Source organism: Duganella sp. 1411 (genome assembly GCF_017833525.1).
Classification (GTDB): Bacteria; Pseudomonadota; Gammaproteobacteria; order Burkholderiales; family Burkholderiaceae_D; genus Rugamonas.
The window spans coordinates 2,334,741-2,350,761 of record NZ_JAFICD010000001.1 but is presented as its reverse complement, the minus strand read 5'-3'; the positions used below and the strand labels follow the sequence as shown (position 1 = coordinate 2,350,761).

Sequence of the window (16,021 nt, the reverse complement as noted above, 5' to 3'; positions counted from 1 at the left end):
TCAGGCGGCGGCGCTCTCGGTTTCGTTTTCCTTGGCACCGGAGCGCACGTCGAACTCCACTTTCCAGCGCTGGCCGTCGTTGGCCACCGCCTGCAATTCGAGCGTGCCCGATTCGGTCGCCATCGCGTGCAGGCGCACCTGCACCACGTCGCCGGCCTGACGGCCTTCCGGCGACAGCGTGGCCTGGATCTCGTTCAACTCGATCAGTTCATCCGGGCCCCAGAAGTCCAGCAGGTCGCCGATCTGGTCCTGGCGGCGCACCGAGGAACCGAAGAAGCGGAACTGCACCGGCTCGCCGACCACCAGACCGAACTCCTGGTTCGGCAGTTCGATCTCGCTGCCTTCCTCCATGCCGAACGGCGCCACGCACAGCGCCTGGATCGGCGGCTCCATGCCGGGGATGGCCGGCATCGACGACTCGATCGCCACATAGTAGGCGCGCGCCGTGCCGCCGCGAATCCGCACGCCGCTACCGCGCCGCACGTAGCTGTAATAAGCCGCGCCGCGCGCGACCGCCAGATCCAGATCGGCGCCCCCCAGCATGCGGGCCGGCTCCGCGCCTTCCAGGTACAGCCAGTCGTTGAGGGTGCCCATGACGCGCTGCGCCAGCAGCTCCGACTTGAACACGCCGCCGTTGAACAGCACCGCCGTCGGATGCAGGAACGTCGCCTCCGCGCTGTGCTGGCCGGCGTAGCCTTCCAGTTCGCTGGTGGCGCCGGCCTGGCGCGCCAGGAACGCGGCCAGATGGCGGGTGATGCCCGCGTCCTGAGCATACGGCAGGCCAAGCTGCGTCAGGCCCGCGCGGGTGCGCACCGCCGGCCGCGCCGCCGCGTCCACCGCCGGGAAGAAGCCATCGAGAATAAAGGTGGTCACTTCGGCGCGCGTGAGTTCTGTGCGGATCGAGCCGCCGATCAGCTTCGAGCCACGGCTGGGCACCACGATGGGCCAGGTCTCGGCGCTGGCGTCGGCCAGCAGCTTTTCCTTGGCCGTGCGGCAGCCGTAGGTCAGCGCGCGCATCTGCCAGGCGTCCAGTTGCGTGCCGTTGGCGGCCAGCTTGCGCGCCACCAAGTGCGCCAGCGCCAGGTCCATATTGTCGCCGCCGAGCAGAATGTGGTCGCCCACCGCGATGCGGTGCGGTTCCAGCACGCCGTCGCGTTCGAGCACGGCGATCAGCGAAAAGTCGCTGGTGCCGCCGCCGACGTCCACCACCAGAATGATGTCGCCGGGTTTGACTTCCTTGCGCCAGCGGCCTTCGCTGCCCTGGATCCAGCTGTACAGGGCCGCCTGCGGCTCTTCCAGCAGCGTCAGATTGGTGTAGCCGGCGGCGCGTGCCGCGTCGGCGGTCAGTTCGCGCGCGCCCGGATCGAAGGACGCGGGGATCGTCACCGTCACCGCCTGCTCGCCGAACGGCGCCTCCGGGTGCGCCTGTTCCCACGCCTGGCGCAGGTGCGACAGATAACGCGTCGACGCCTCCAGCGGCGAGACGCGCGTGACTTCCTCCGGCGCGTCGTTCGGCAGCAGCGCGCCGCGGCGGTCCACGCCAGGGTGGCTCAACCAGCTCTTGGCGCTGGAGACCAGGCGGATCGGCGTGGTGGCGCCACGGCTGCGCGCCATCTCGCCGGCCACGCCGGTTTGTTCGGCCGCCGACTGCGGCCACGGCAGGCTCAAATCGCCCGGCGCCAGTTCGTCGGCGTGCGGCAGGTACAGGAAGGACGGCAGCAGCGGCAGGTCTTCCACCGTGCCCGGCGCGGTCAGTTGCGGAATGGCCAGCACGCCGTGCTGGGTTTTCTCGCCGTCGCTGGCGGTCAGGTCGACATAGGACAGCGCGCTGTGGGTGGTGCCAAGGTCGATGCCGATGGCGTAGCGTGGGTCGCTCATAATTCCACCTCCGCCGGTGCCAAGATGGCCGCGTCGTGGGCTTCGGCCAGTTTCGGCAAGCGCACGCTCGATGCGCGCCAGCCGCGATGGCTCAACGCGCCGCGGAAGGGCGCCTTGCCGACCACGTTGCCGGTCAGGCGCACGGCGCTGGCGTCAAAGCCTTCCTCCAGCACCACGCGGCTGCCTTCGGCTTCGCCGCGAACGGCTTCGATGGTGAAGTGCTCGCGCAGCACTTTGCCGCAGCCTTCGTGCACCACGCGCGCGGCGGCGCCGATGTCGGCGTCCGAATAGGCGCTCAGGTTCTCTTGGGTGAAATCGATCAGGCGCGCTTCGCGCTGGAACAGGCCGAGCAGCTGGAGCGCGGCGTCCGGGGTGGCGACGCGCAGCGTGACCGGGGCAGGGGCCGGGGTTGGAACAGGCGCCGGAGCGGGAGCGGGAGCAGGTGCGGAAACCGGCGCGGCGGACGGCTGCGGCTCGCCGGCGGCGATGCGCGCCAGGCGGGCGGCGTATTCGGCGTCGGACAGCGCGCGGAAGAAGGCGCCGATGGCGATCGATATCCGGCTAAAAAAAGACGGCAACGGTTGAGTCGAATTGTTCATGGTTAGCTCGCGTAGAGTGAGCCGGGCCGCTGCCTGGGGCGGCAGCCTGGCGGAATGTGGGGTGGGGGCGCGCGTGGCGCGGGGAAAGTCTTTCCCCCGGAAGCCCCGCATGATACCAGTTCGGGCGCGGGCGCCAAAGACGCCAGGGCCGCACCTTTGATTTTTCGCTTGATATGGTCATTTGGAGCGCATAGAATACTGGATATATATACAGTAATGACGACAGTGATAGCGACAGTGATAGCGATTCCGACCGGCCCCACCATGAACCACGACGACAACAATCAAGAGCACGTGATGCTGCCGCCCCGTCCGCTGAAGGCGCAAAAGGGGCGTGGCGCGGTATCGAACCTGCAGGGGCGGTTCGAGGTGAACGCGCGCGAAGCCTATGACGACGGCTGGGAGCGCGAGGAAGAGGAGGCGTCGCCATGGAAAACCCAGGTCACTGACGAATATTGTAAATCGATTTTGAGCCGTAACGCCTCGCCGGACCTGCCGTTCAGCGTGTCGCTCAACCCGTATCGCGGCTGCGAGCACGGCTGTATTTATTGCTTTGCCCGTCCCACGCACAGCTATCTCGGCCTGTCGCCCGGCATGGACTTCGAGAGCAAGATCTTCGCCAAGGTCAACGCGCCGGAAATGCTGCGGCGCGAACTGGCCAAGGCCGGCTACGAGCCCGAATCGATCGCGCTGGGCGTCAACACCGACGCCTACCAGCCCTGCGAGCGCGAGCGCAAACTCACGCGGCGCGTGCTGGAAGTGCTGCAGGAATGCCAGCATCCTGTCGGGCTGATCACCAAATCGTCGCTCATCGAGCGGGATATCGACATCCTCGCGGCGATGGCGGCCAAGCGGCAGGCCGGCGTCGCCATCACGCTGACGACGCTGGACCCGGCCATCTCGCGCACCCTGGAGCCGCGCGCGGCGGCCCCTGCGCGCCGGCTGCGCACGATCCGCACGCTGACCGACGCCGGCATTCCGGTGGCCGTCAGCGTCGCGCCCATCATTCCGTTCATCACCGAGCCGGATATCGAGCGCTTGCTGGAGGCCGTCAAGGAGGCCGGCGCCGTCACCGCCCACTACACGGTGTTGCGGTTGCCGTGGGAGGTGGCCCCGCTGTTCCAGCAATGGCTGCAGGCGCACTTCCCGGAGCGGGCGCAGCGGGTGATGAACCGCGTGCGCGAAATGCGCGGCGGTAAAGACTACGACAGCAATTTCGCCACGCGCATGAAGGGCGAGGGCGTGTGGGCGGAATTGATACGGCAGCGCTTCAAGATCGCCACCGAGCGCCTGGGGCTGTCGGGCCAGGGAAGCCGCTTCCACAGCATGGATGCGTCGCAGTTCACCCGGCCGCTGGTGGTGCCGCCGTTGGGCGCGCGGGCCAAGCCGGCCAATGAAGGCCAGCTCGATTTATTCTGACGGACTTTATTCCGACGGACTATTAGACGGGAGGGGGGGACGGAGCGGCGGTCAGCGCGGCCAGGTGCCGTTCGATTTCGAAGACGTGCTGGTCGTGGCGGCCCAGTTCGCGCAGGGCGCTGGCCAGGTGGTTGAGGTAGTCGCTGTTCGGACCGCTGGGGCCGGCCGAGCGGGCGATGTGCCGCGCGATCTCCTGCTCGGAGGCTTCGCCGAGGAAGGCGGTGTTGTCCGGCGTCGCGATATACACCAGGCCGATGACGTCGTCGTTGCCGTCGTCGCCATCGTCGAAGGTGATCGATATCGCCAGCCGCAGGTAGCCGTTCTTTTCGCGATGGTCCAGATGGGCGAACACTTCCGGCGTCACCAGATAGGCCATGCCATGGCAGATGGCGCCGGCTTGCTCGATGATGGTGACCACGCGGCCCGGCGCTTCCGGCGTGCCGCGATGGTCGTGCGAGCCTTGCCAAAAGCGCCGCGTCCAGTTGGCGATGCTGGCCGGGCGCCGCTGCAGATAGGGAAAGTCCGCCTTGTAGATCAGCGAGCCGTAGCCGAACAGCCACACGCTGTGGTGGCCGTCAAATTGATCCATCTGCTGATTGATGGCGATGGTGTCTGCTGTCATGATTCCTGTCGTTTTAGCTGCAGAATATTCATATCCGGAAGCATACACACGCCGCCCCGGCGATGGTAGTCGGAAGATGTAAGATATCTTAACTGAGCGGAACGTCCCATTGCTGCGCCGCGACGTATTCCCTGAGGAAATCGACGAACCGTGCTGTCCGCCCGCGCGTGCACCAGCGCCAGCGCGGGGGCACAAAAATCACCTGTCGCAAGCTTGGATTGCTTGCAAAACCTGATAACTGGCCTCAAAAATACTGTTTGTGTGATATCTGAGATTGGCATCTAATGTCGAAAGACTAAAATTGGAGGCAACCATGAAGATCAAACAAATGCACCACGTCGCGTACCGATGCCGCGACGCCAGGAAAGCCGCGGCGTCCCCGGGAGATCGGGCATGAAGCTCGCCACCCTGAAAGACGGCAGCCGCGACGGCCGCCTGGTGGTGGTCAGCCGTGACTTGTCGCTGTACCAGCCGGTGCCGAAAATCTCTGCCACCTTGCAGCATGCGTTGGACCATTGGGACCTGGTCGCGGCGCGGCTGCAGGCGGTATACGTGCTGCTCAACGCCGGCGACGCCGTCGACGCCCAGCCGTTCGACCAGCAAGCCTGCCACTCGCCGCTGCCGCGCGCCTATCAATGGGCGGACGGTTCGGCCTACATCAACCACGTTGAGCTGGTGCGCAAGGCGCGCAACGCCGAAGTGCCGGCCTCGTTCTACACCGACCCGCTGATGTACCAGGGCGGCTCGGACAGTTTCATCGGCCCGCGCGATCCGATCTACGCCTTGTCGGAGGAGTGGGGCATCGACCTGGAGGCCGAGGTGGCCGTCGTCACCGGCGACGTGCCGATGGGCGTGGACGTGGCGGACGCCGGCCAGGCGATCCGGCTGGTCATGCTGGTCAACGACGTCTCGCTGCGCAACCTGATCCCGAACGAACTGGCCAAGGGCTTCGGCTTCTTCCAGTCCAAGGCGGCCAGCGCGTTCTCGCCGGTGGCGGTCACGCCGGATGAACTGGGCCTCGATTGGGCCGACAGCAAACTGCATTTGCCGCTGCTGGTCGACATCAACGGCAAGCCGTTCGGCAAACCGAACGCGGGCGAGGACATGACCTTCAACTTCGCGCGGCTGGTCGCCCACGCCGCCGCCACGCGCGAGCTGGCGGCCGGCACCATCATCGGCTCCGGCACCGTCTCCAACAAGCAGGGCGGCCTCAATGGATCGAGCATCGACAACGGCGGCGTGGGCTATTGCTGCCTGGCCGAAGTACGCATGTATGAAACCATCGAGACCGGTAAGCCGCAAACCGATTATCTGAAATTCGGCGACAGTGTGCGCATCGAGATGCGGGACGCGCAGGGCGTGAGCATCTTCGGCGCGATCGAGCAGACCGTCGCGCATTATGGGGAGCGTCAGCGATGAAGCTTTACACTTATTTCCGCAGCTCCGCCGCCTACCGGGTGCGGATCGCGCTCAATCTCAAGGGCTTGGCCTACGAGGCGCAACCGGTGCACCTGCTGCGCGACGGTGGCGAGCATCTGGCCGATGCTTATCGCGCGGTCAATCCGTCCAAGCTGCTGCCCACGCTGGAGGATGACGATGGCGCCGTCATCGGCCAGTCGCTGGCGATACTCGAGTATCTGGAGGATACGCGTCCGCAAACGCCGTTGCTGCCGCCCGATCCGGCGGGACGCGCCCGCGTGCGCGCGCTGGCGTTGACGGTGGTGGCCGATACCCACCCGCTGGGGAACATGCGGGTGCTGAAGTACATCAAGGGCGAGATGGGGCAGAGCGAGGAGGTCAAGCTGGAGTGGCATCGGCATTGGTTGCGCAGCGGGTTGGCGACGTTGGAATCGCTGCTGGCCGGCGATGCGCGCACTGGTGTTTATTCGCATGGCGATACGCCCACGATAGCTGACTGCTGCCTGGTGCCGCATGTGTTCAACGCGCAGCGGTTCGAGGTGGATATGGCGCCGTATCCGACCGTCATGCGCATCAACGCCGCGTGCGCGGCGCTGCCGGCGTTCCAGCGGGCGCACCCGTCGCGGCAGCCCGACGCGGAATAGTCATAACACGTCGTCGGCGGCTCATAAATGGCGGATTACGGCGTTCCGCCTAATCCGCCCTACGTGTTTCAATGGGTATCCTCGAGCCTCGTTATGCGGCGCGCAGCGCGTCCACGATCTTCATGCGCGCCGCCCTTAGCGCCGGCAGCACCCCGCCGATAAATCCCATCACCAGCGAAAACGCCAGCGTCTTGACCACGATGGCGGCCGTCAGCCGGAACCCGAACGCCAGCTCCGAGAACGACTGGAAATTGGTCGTCGAGAACGAGATAAACCCCATCAGCGACGCACACGCCAATCCCAGCGCGCCCCCGGCCACCGCCAGCAACATCGACTCGGCCAGGAACGCCGCCAGAATGCTCCTGCGCTGAAACCCCAGCGCCCGCAGCGTGCCGATCTCGCCGACCCGGTTGGCGACCGACGCGTACATGGTGATCGTCGCGCCGATCATCGCCCCGATCGAAAAAATCACCGACAAAATCAATCCCAGCACGCTGATGAAGGTCGACAGCGCCTTGGACTGGTCCGAATAAAAAGCCTGCTCCCGCTTGGCGTCGAGAGTCAGGCGCTGATCGCCTTCGATGTCCTTCTTGAAGCACTCGAACAGCGACGTGTCGGCCAACCGCAGCACGATCGCCGAGTAGGCCGGCCGCCGGAAAGCCGGCATCAACTGATCGGCGTCGCCCCATACCTCGGAATCGAAACCGCTGTTGCCGGCGTCGAACAAGCCCACCACTGTCCATTCGCGCTGGCCGAAGCGCAGCGTCTCGCCGATGCCGGCGCCGGAGAAGCGGCGCGCGATGCTGGCGCCGGCGATGATCTCGGAAGCGCCTGGCCGGAACATCCGTCCGGCCGTCAGCCGCACTTGCGGCCGCAGCGCCAGTCCGCGCTGCGCGATGCCCCGGATGATGACGTTGGACGGCTTGGCCGAGCCGCGTTTGTTGAGCGAGATGAGCACCACCGTCTCCTTCGACAACATCGGCCGGCCGTCGGCGCCGAGCGCGATGGCCGGGTGGCTGGCGACGATATTGGCTTGCGCGCGGTCCACGCTGCTCTGCACCTCGGTGTCGGCGCTGCGCCGTATCAGCACCACGTTGTCGTATTCGCCGGTGGTGACCAGCGTGTTGCGCAGTCCTTCGTCGAGCATCAGCACCGTCGCGAAAACAAACACCACCAGCGCCAGGCCGGCCCCGGTCAGCGCGGTGGTCAGGCGCCGCGCCCACAGGTTGCGGGCGACGTAGGAAAGGGGAATCTTCATCCGATGCTCCGCAGGCCTTCGACGATGTTGACGCGGGTGGCCCGCAGCGCCGGCGCGATGGCCGCGACCGCGCCGATGGCCAGCGCCGCCGCCACCTGCTGGATCACGGTCAGCCGCGTCACCTCGAAGACCGGAAACATCGTTCCCATCACGCTGCCGAGGAAGGCGGCGAACGGGAACAGCACGGCGATGCCGAGCGCCGCGCCGACCAGCGACAGCAGCAGCGATTCGCCCAGGATCATCGCCGTCAGGAAGCCGGGACCGAAGCCCAGCGCCTTGAGCGTGGCGTATTCGCCGAGGCGTTCGCGCGCGCTCATGGCCATCGTATTGGCCATCACCGCCGCGATGATGACGATCACGACGAACGACACCACGCGGATCGCCATCACGATCGCCTCCGACATCGAGACGAAACCGAGTTGGAAAGCCTTCTCCGTCTCGGTCAGCGTCTCGGCCAGCGAGTTGCTGAATTCCTTGTCGATCGCGGCGGAGACGGCGGCGGCGTTTTCCGGCGCGTCGATCCGCACCACGTACACGCCGATCTGGTTGGCCCGGCGGGGCAGGGTCTTCTTGAGCGCCTCGTTGACGTAGTCCCAGTGCAGGAACAGGGTGGCGGTATTGGTCGTGCTTTGCCTGCCGTCGAAGATGCCTTGCACGACCAGCTCCCAGTCGCCGGGATAGATGGTGCCCTTGAGCGGGATGACGTCGCCCACCTTGAATCCGAACTGGTTCGCCAGCTTGCGGCCCACGATGGCGCCTTTGCGGTCGCGCAGGAAGGCGGCGCGCTGCTCGGGCGGCAGCAGATAGTCGGGATAGATATCCAGGTAGCTGGCGCCGGAGATGGCGAACTGCGCGAAGAAGTTCTTCGGGTCCTTGTAGACGCCCTGGAACCAGTTGGCGTAGCCCACCCCCGTCACGCCGGGCACGGCGCGGATGCGCGCCTCGTACGACAGCGGCAGCGGAAACACCAGCGACGTCTTGTTGCGCGTGACCAGCGTGGTGTTGGACGCACCCTCCGCGCCGGCGTACCAGGCGTCGATGACGGTCTGCAGCAGGCCGAAGGCGAAGATCGCCACCACCAGGCCGAGTATCGTCAGCGATGTGCGCAGCTTATGGCGCAGGGCGTTCTTGACGATCAACCGCAGTGTGTACATGGTGGATATCGATCGTCAGGCGGGCCACGGCTCGTGGGCGAGCAGTTCGCCTTTTTCGAGATGCACCACGTTGCGCGCCTGCGCCGCCGCGTTGGCGTCGTGCGTGACCATGATGATGGTCTTGCCCAGTTGCTGGTTCAATTGCTGGAGCAGGGACAGGATCTCGCCGGCCGAGTGGCGGTCAAGGTCGCCGGTCGGCTCGTCGGCCACGATCAATGTCGGATCGCTGACGATGGCGCGGGCGATCGCCACCCGTTGCTGCTGGCCGCCGGACAGTTCGTTCGGCGTGTGGTCCATGCGGTCGGACAGGTTGACCATCTCCAGCGTCAGCGCCACGCGTTCGCGCCGTTCGCGGCGCGACAGGGGCGTGAGCAGCAGCGGCAGCTCGACGTTCTCGAACGCCGACAGCACCGGCATCAGGTTGTAGAACTGGAAAATGAAGCCGACGTTGGCCGCGCGCCAGTTGGCCAGTTCGGTCTCGCCCATGCCGGCGATATCGAGGCCGTCGATGCGCAGCACGCCGCGATCGGGCTTGTCGATGCCGGCGATGAGGTTGAGCAGCGTGCTTTTGCCGGAACCGGAAGGCCCCATCAGCGCGGTGAAGGCGCCGGCCGGTATCGCCAGGCTGATATCGCGCAGCACTTCCACCACCTGGTCGCCACGGCGGTAGGACTTGACCAGATGTTCGATCAACACCAGCGGCTCGGTCATTTCTTCGCCACCTTGACGGCCTGGCCGTCCCGCAGCGCCTCGTCCGGCGCCAGCACGACCTTGTCGCCCGGCTTCAGGCCCGTCACCTCGACCAACTCGCCGATCTTGCGGCCCGGCGCGACCGGCACCCGTGTGACCTTGGCGCCGCCGGCGTCGAGCAGGAACGCGGCCGGCGGACTGCCGCGCGCGACGATCGCCGCCGGCTGCACGGCGGCCACGGGACGTTTGTCCTGCGCCGGCACCGCGCGGGAGAGGAAGGCGACCTTGGCGCTCATGTCCGGCAGCACGCGCGGATCGCGCTCGATAAAACGCACCTTGACCAGCAGCGTCGCCTTGCTGCGGTCCATGGTCGGCACCATGCGCGAGACGGTGCCGGCTAGGCGCAGCTCCGGGAAGGCGTCGAGCTGGATTTCGACCGGCTGGTCGACGCGGATCTTGCTCAGGTTGGACTCGGAGACGTCCGCCTCCACCTCCAGCGTGTCCATGTCGGCGATGGTGACGACGGCGCCCTTGCTGTCGGCGGCGGAGGAGAAGGGCGTGATGTTGTCGCCGACATTGGCGCTCTTGGTCAGGATCACGCCGTCGAACGGCGCCCGTATCACCGTCTGGTCCACCGCCACCTGCGCCGCCTGGGCGTTGGCGCGGGCGGCGGCGATGGCGGCCTGGTAGCCGGCGATGCTTGCCTTGGCCTTGTTGAGCCGGGCCTGCGCCGTGTCGTAGGCCGAGGCGGCGATGAATTTCTGGCCGAGCAGTTTGGCGGTGCGCTGGAACGCCGCCTGCGCGTCGCCCAACTCGGCCCGGCCCTGTTCCAGATTGGCCTGCGCGACCTGCACGTTGGCCCGCGCCTGCCCCAGCGCCGCCTCCACGTCGCGGTTTTCGAGCCGCGCGACCACCTGGTCCTTCTTCACGTGCGAGCCTTCCAGCACGCCGAGCCATTCCAGCCGGCCGGTCGCCTTCGACGACAGCGCGGCCTTGCGCTGGGCCACCACGTAGCCGGTGGCGTTGAGCAGCGTGTAGTTCTGCGCCGGATAGGCCTGCGCGACCGTGACGATTTCCACGGCGGGCTTGCTCGTGAGTAAGTTCGTGGCGATGACGGCGGCCAACGCCAGGACCAGCGCCAGCAGCACCATCCTGCCCCAGCGGCGGCCGTAACGCTGGCCGGGCGTGGGCGCCTTGGCCTCGCGGTCGATTTTTAAACGGGAAATATCTGGAGTCGCCAATTGGAACCTCGCGTTCGCCACATCGTCGTTGAGTCAGCCGTTGCCAACTTCGCCAGCAAATAGTGCGGCAAGTGCGATTGAATCGCAAGCGGCGGCCGTATCTGTGTGTTCAGGTACATACTGCAAGCTTACTGCTGTGACAGCATAAACCTTTTAGATTGTTCGGACTTTTATGACCACCATGCCGCGCGCCCAGCGTCCGCCAGCGACCATCGACACGTCCACGCTGACCTTGTTAAACGACTTGCAGAAGGACTCGTTCGACTACTTCGTCAACGAAGTCAATCCCGCCAATGGGCTGATCCGCGACAAAACCGCCGAAGTCTGGCCGGCCAGCATCGCCGCCGTCGGCATGGCGCTGACCGCCTACCCGATCGGCGTCGAGCAGGGCTTCATGGCGCGCGCCGACGCCGTGGTCCGCACCCTGACCACGCTGCGTTTTTTCGCCGACAGCGAACAGAGCGAATCGCCGCGCGCGACCGGCTACAAGGGGTTCTACTACCACTTCCTCGACATGAACAGCGGCGCCCGCGCATGGGAATGCGAGCTGTCGAGCATCGACACGGCGCTGTTGATCGCCGGCATGCTGACCTCGGCCGAATATTTCACCCGGGATACTCCGGACGAGAACGAGATCCGCGCGCTGGCCGACATGTTGTACCGCCGTGTCGATTGGCAATGGATGCGCGGGCGCGACAATCTGATCTGCCACGGCTGGAATCCCGGCAAGGGTTTTCTGCGCTGGCACTGGGAAGGCTATGACGAGGCGCTGATTCTTTATGTGCTGGCGCTGGGTTCGCCCACCTTCCCGGTCGAGCGCGACAGCTACGACGCCTGGTGCCGGACCTACGAATGGAAGACGGTCTACGGCATCGACTATCTATATGCCGGACCGTTGTTCATCCACCAGATGTCGCATGTGTGGCTGGATCTGCGCGGCATCCGTGACGACTTCATGCGGGCGCACGACTCGGATTACTTCGAGAACAGCCGGCGCGCCACGTATGTGCAGCAACAATATGCGATCCAGAATCCGATGGGCTTCCCGGAGTATGGCGCCTTATGCTGGGGCATCACCGCCAGCGACGGGCCGGGGCCGGCCACGCGCAGGATAGACGGCGTGCAGCGCAAGTTCTGGGACTATGTCGCGCGCGGCGTGCCGTACGGCCCGGACGACGGTACCTTGGCACCGTGGGCAGTGGCCGCATCGCTGCCGTTCGCGCCGGAAATCGTCATGCCCAGCATCATCCACTATCAGGATATGCAGTTGTGCGAGGCCAATCCGTACGGCTTCAAGGCATCGTTCTCGACGGTGTTTTCACATGGGAGGGTGGCGTGCCGGCACTGGGTCTCGCCGTACCACTTCGGCATCAATGAAGGCCCGACAGTGATCATGGTGGAAAACTACCTGCACGACTTCCCTTGGAACATCATGCGCGGCAACTATTATCTGCAAACCGGCCTGCGCCGCGCCGGATTCGCCGGCGGCTGGCTGGACGGGGAAACACCGTAATCGGCCATGCATGCGCCGTTGGCGACTCACGCATGGCCGATTACGCTACGCTAATCCGCCCTACGTTACAATCTCGCCTTTCTTTCCCCGCTATTTGTAATGACAATCCCCGCTTCCATTCTCGATGCGCTGTCGCGCGCCGACGCCTCCTGGCGGCCACTGCTGATCGACGGCCTGAACGCGATGCAGGCGGCCACGCCCGGCTACCTCACCGAACTGGCCAACGATACCTACCTGCCAACCGAGCAGCGCCTGTTCGCCGCCTTCGCGCTGCCGCTGGATAAAGTGCGCTATGTATTAGTGGGCGAAGGCCCGTACCCGCGCGCGGACAGCGCCACCGGCGTGTGCTTCATGGACGGCGCGGTCGGCAGCCTGTGGTCGAGCGAGGAGGGCGGCGGCCTGTCCAAGCCTGTCAACAAAGCCACATCGCTGCGCAACTTCATGAAAATGCTGTTGGTCGCCGACGGCCAACTGAAGCTGGAAGACACCGGCGGCGGCGCGATGGCCGCCGTTTCCACTCTTGCGCGCAGCGGCGCCGGCACCCACATTCAAACCCTGGCCGAGATGCAGCAAAAACTGACCGAACAGGGTTTCCTGCTGTTGAACGCCTCGCTGGTGTTCCGCAGCCACGTGCCGCCCGTCAAGGATGCCAAAGCCTGGTTGCCATTCTTCGAGACCGTGATGGCCGGCCTGGCGGCCAAGGCGCGGCAGACACCCACGATGATTCTATGGGGCAAAATCGCCGAACTGCTGAAAAAGTTGCCGGTAATGAAAGAGTTTCCGCAGATCACCGCCGAGCATCCGTACAACCTCAGCTTCATCGGCAACCCCGACATGCACGCGCTGTTCCAGCCGATGCGCTTGCTAAAAGGCAAGTAAGAGGGAAGCGCCGAGGGGGCGTCCGGCAAACTTTCATAAAGTTTGGTATACTTGACTAAATCGATCAACTAATCAGGCTTTAGCGTTGAGCAGTGGGGTCGATATTTTAACCTAGCTGAACCGAGGTAGTGATGCGTCTGACCACCAAAGGCCGTTTTGCTGTGACTGCGATGATCGATCTGGCTTTGCGCCAAGGCAAAGGCCCGGTCACGCTGTCAGGCATCAGCCAGCGGCAGGCGATCTCGCTGTCCTATCTGGAACAGTTGTTCGGCAAGTTGCGCCGCCACGAGATCGTCGAATCGATCCGCGGCCCGGGCGGCGGCTACAGTCTGGCGCGCCGGGCCGACAAGGTCACGGTGGCCGACATCATCATCGCCGTCGACGAGCCGCTGGACGCCACCCAGTGCGGCGGCAAGGAAAATTGCCACGGCGCCGACGCCGCCAGCGGCGTGCGCTGCATGACCCACGAACTGTGGGCCACGCTGAACGAAAAGATGGTTGATTATCTGGATTCCGTTTCGCTGCAGGATCTGGTCGATCAACAGAAGCAAAAGAATGCTGAACAAAACGTGGTCGTGATGCACCGTAACCATGCCGCGCTTGGTTGAGCGCTTTAGCTAATATAGACAGAGAAAACCGGAGTTACCAGATGAACGCCCCAGAAAAAAACCTCGCCGCAGTGAAGTTCCAGACCGCCCCGCATTTCCCGATCTACATGGACTACTCGGCCACCACGCCGATCGATCCGCGCGTCGCCGACGCCATGATTCCCTACCTGCGCGAGCAGTTCGGCAATCCGGCCTCGCGCAGCCACATGTACGGCTGGACGGCTGAGAAAGCGGTCGAGGAGGCGCGCGGCCACGTCGCCGCGCTGGTCAACGCCGACCCGCGCGAAATCATCTGGACCTCCGGCGCCACCGAGTCGAACAACCTGGCCATCAAGGGCGCGGCGCAGTTCTACAAGACCAAGGGCAAGCACATCATCACCGTCAAGACCGAGCACAAGGCGGTGCTGGACACGGTACGCGAGCTGGAGCGCGTCGGCTTCGAGGCGACCTATCTGGAGCCGCAGGACAACGGCCTGATCACCATCGAGCAACTGACGGCGGCGATCCGCCCGGACACGATCCTGGTGTCGGTCATGCTGGTCAACAACGAAATCGGCGTGATCCAGCCGATCGACGAAATCGGCGCGCTGTGCCGCTCGAAGGGCATCATCTTCCACTGCGACGCCGCGCAAGCGACCGGCAAGGTCGTCATCGACCTGCAAAAGACCAAGGTCGACCTGATGACCTTCACCGCCCACAAGACCTACGGTCCGAAAGGCATCGGCGCGCTGTACGTCTGCCGCAAGCCGCGCGTGCGCATCGAAGCGCAAATGCACGGCGGCGGCCACGAGCGCGGCCTGCGTTCGGGCACCTTGCCGACCCACCAGATCGTCGGCATGGGCGAGGCGTTCCGCCTGGCCAAGGTCGAGATGGACACCGAAATCGCCCGCATCAAGGCGCTGCGCGACCGCCTGGCCAAGGGCCTGCAGGAAATCGAAGAGACCTACATCAACGGCGACATGGAGCACCGCGTGCCGCACAACCTCAACGTCAGCTTCAACTACGTCGAGGGCGAATCGCTGATCATGGCCGTCAAGGACCTGGCCGTGTCGTCCGGTTCGGCGTGCACGTCGGCGTCGCTGGAACCGTCGTACGTGCTGCGCGCGCTGGGCCGCAGCGACGAGCTGGCGCACAGCTCGATCCGTTTCACCATCGGCCGTTTCACGACGGAAGAGGACATCGACTTCGCCATCGACCTGATGAAGTCCAAGGTACACAAACTGCGTGAACTGTCGCCGCTGTGGGACATGTTCAAAGAAGGCATCGACATCAGCTCGATCCAATGGGCAGCCCACTAATTTTAAGATCACAGGAGCATCAAAATGGCTTACTCGGAAAAAGTGTTGGACCACTACGAAAATCCACGCAACGTCGGCGCCTTCGAAAAAGGCGATGACAGCGTCGGCACCGGCATGGTCGGCGCGCCGGCCTGCGGCGACGTCATGAAACTGCAGATCAAGGTCGGCGCCGATGGCCTGATCGAAGACGCGAAGTTCAAGACCTACGGCTGCGGCTCGGCCATCGCATCGAGCTCGCTGGTGACCGAATGGGTCAAGGGCAAGACGCTGGATCAGGCGCTGGCCATCAAGAACACGCAGATCGCCGAAGAACTGGCGCTGCCGCCGGTCAAGATTCACTGCTCGATCCTGGCGGAAGACGCCATCAAGGCAGCTGTGCTGGATTACCAGACCAAGCATCCAGTGGCCGCGTAACTGGATCGTTGAACTACGACGCCGTGCCCGCGCAAGCGGGAGCGGTGCGGGAGAATTAAATGGCAATCACCCTGACCGAAAAAGCAGCTAAGCACATCAACCGCTACATCGAACGTCGCGGCAAGGGCGTCGGCTTGCGTTTTGGCGTGCGCACCACCGGCTGTTCGGGCCTGGCGTACAAGCTGGAATATGTCGACGAAGTGGCGGCCGAGGACAGCGTCTTCGAATCGCACGGCGTCAAAGTGTTCGTCGATCCGAAAAGCCTGCCGTACATCGACGGCACCGAGCTCGATTTCGCGCGCGAGGGGCTCAACGAGGGCTTCAAGTTCCACAACCCGAACGAGAAAGACGCTTGCGGCTGCGGCGAGAGCTTCCGCATCTGATC

The 16,021-nt window shown here is 64.8% G+C and carries 16 protein-coding genes; 9 read left to right on the top strand and 7 right to left on the bottom strand.

What is annotated here, in order from left to right; translation table 11 throughout:
* Nucleotides 1-1,878 (bottom strand): Hsp70 family protein, encoded by a 1,878-nt coding sequence (locus JOD97_RS09805; RefSeq protein WP_209715877.1) that lies wholly within the window; start codon nt 1,876-1,878, stop codon nt 1-3.
* Complete coding sequence (locus JOD97_RS09800; RefSeq protein ID WP_209715874.1) at nt 1,875-2,477, bottom strand: DUF2760 domain-containing protein; 603 nt, start codon at nt 2,475-2,477, stop codon at nt 1,875-1,877. Before JOD97_RS09800 ends, JOD97_RS09805 begins: the two co-directional genes overlap by 4 nt.
* 264 nt (nt 2,478-2,741) lie before the next feature.
* Between JOD97_RS09800 and JOD97_RS09795 the strand changes: the two genes are divergently transcribed.
* Nucleotides 2,742-3,896, top strand: coding sequence for a PA0069 family radical SAM protein (locus JOD97_RS09795; RefSeq protein ID WP_209715871.1), 1,155 nt, complete (start codon nt 2,742-2,744; stop codon nt 3,894-3,896).
* A 22-nt stretch (nt 3,897-3,918) separates the two neighbouring features.
* On the opposite strand, the gene JOD97_RS09790 is transcribed toward JOD97_RS09795, so the two are convergent.
* Complete coding sequence (locus JOD97_RS09790; protein WP_209715869.1) at nt 3,919-4,518, bottom strand: gamma-glutamylcyclotransferase; 600 nt, start codon at nt 4,516-4,518, stop codon at nt 3,919-3,921.
* Nucleotides 4,519-4,911: 393 nt separating this feature from the next.
* Between JOD97_RS09790 and JOD97_RS09785 the strand changes: the two genes are divergently transcribed.
* Both JOD97_RS09785 and maiA read left to right on the top strand, forming a co-directional pair.
* Nucleotides 4,912-5,937 carry a fumarylacetoacetate hydrolase family protein gene (locus JOD97_RS09785; protein WP_209715866.1) on the top strand — a complete coding sequence of 342 codons (1,026 nt, stop codon included), beginning with the start codon at nt 4,912-4,914 and terminating at the stop codon, nt 5,935-5,937.
* Nucleotides 5,934-6,581, top strand: a complete 648-nt coding sequence (gene maiA, locus JOD97_RS09780; RefSeq protein ID WP_209715864.1) for a maleylacetoacetate isomerase — start codon at nt 5,934-5,936, stop codon at nt 6,579-6,581. The genes JOD97_RS09785 and maiA overlap by 4 nt, the downstream gene beginning before the upstream one ends.
* A gap of 91 nt (nt 6,582-6,672) precedes the next feature.
* On the opposite strand, the gene JOD97_RS09775 is transcribed toward maiA, so the two are convergent.
* From JOD97_RS09775 to JOD97_RS09760, 4 genes are read right to left on the bottom strand one after another with little or no spacing between them, the layout of a single operon-like run.
* Nucleotides 6,673-7,839, bottom strand: coding sequence for an ABC transporter permease (locus JOD97_RS09775; RefSeq protein WP_209715861.1), 1,167 nt, complete (start codon nt 7,837-7,839; stop codon nt 6,673-6,675).
* Entirely contained in the window at nt 7,836-8,993 is a 1,158-nt protein-coding gene (locus JOD97_RS09770; RefSeq protein WP_209715858.1) for an ABC transporter permease, read from the bottom strand. Before JOD97_RS09770 ends, JOD97_RS09775 begins: the two co-directional genes overlap by 4 nt.
* Before the next feature lie 15 nt (nt 8,994-9,008).
* A complete protein-coding gene (locus tag JOD97_RS09765) occupies nt 9,009-9,704 on the bottom strand; it encodes an ABC transporter ATP-binding protein (protein ID WP_209715855.1) in 696 nt (231 codons plus the stop codon).
* A complete protein-coding gene (locus JOD97_RS09760) occupies nt 9,701-10,924 on the bottom strand; it encodes an efflux RND transporter periplasmic adaptor subunit (protein ID WP_229264252.1) in 1,224 nt (407 codons plus the stop codon). Before JOD97_RS09760 ends, JOD97_RS09765 begins: the two co-directional genes overlap by 4 nt.
* A gap of 172 nt (nt 10,925-11,096) precedes the next feature.
* Here JOD97_RS09760 and JOD97_RS09755 point away from each other — a divergent pair, with 172 nt between their 5' ends.
* From JOD97_RS09755 to iscA, 6 genes are all read left to right on the top strand, one after another.
* On the top strand, nt 11,097-12,437 hold the full coding sequence (locus JOD97_RS09755) for a glucoamylase family protein (protein WP_229264251.1): 1,341 nt from the start codon (nt 11,097-11,099) through the stop codon (nt 12,435-12,437).
* A 99-nt stretch (nt 12,438-12,536) separates the two neighbouring features.
* Nucleotides 12,537-13,316: a uracil-DNA glycosylase gene (locus JOD97_RS09750; protein WP_209715852.1), complete on the top strand. Its 780-nt coding sequence runs from the start codon at nt 12,537-12,539 to the stop codon at nt 13,314-13,316.
* Nucleotides 13,317-13,447: 131 nt separating this feature from the next.
* Nucleotides 13,448-13,924, top strand: a complete 477-nt coding sequence (gene iscR / locus JOD97_RS09745) for a Fe-S cluster assembly transcriptional regulator IscR (RefSeq protein ID WP_090314522.1) — start codon at nt 13,448-13,450, stop codon at nt 13,922-13,924.
* A gap of 41 nt (nt 13,925-13,965) precedes the next feature.
* Nucleotides 13,966-15,222 carry an IscS subfamily cysteine desulfurase gene (locus JOD97_RS09740; protein WP_209715850.1) on the top strand — a complete coding sequence of 419 codons (1,257 nt, stop codon included), beginning with the start codon at nt 13,966-13,968 and terminating at the stop codon, nt 15,220-15,222.
* A 24-nt stretch (nt 15,223-15,246) separates the two neighbouring features.
* Nucleotides 15,247-15,636 (top strand): Fe-S cluster assembly scaffold IscU, encoded by a 390-nt coding sequence (iscU, locus tag JOD97_RS09735; protein WP_020702063.1) that lies wholly within the window; start codon nt 15,247-15,249, stop codon nt 15,634-15,636.
* Nucleotides 15,637-15,695: 59 nt separating this feature from the next.
* A complete protein-coding gene (iscA, locus tag JOD97_RS09730) occupies nt 15,696-16,019 on the top strand; it encodes an iron-sulfur cluster assembly protein IscA (RefSeq protein ID WP_209715847.1) in 324 nt (107 codons plus the stop codon).
* Nucleotides 16,020-16,021: the final 2 nt, after the last annotated feature.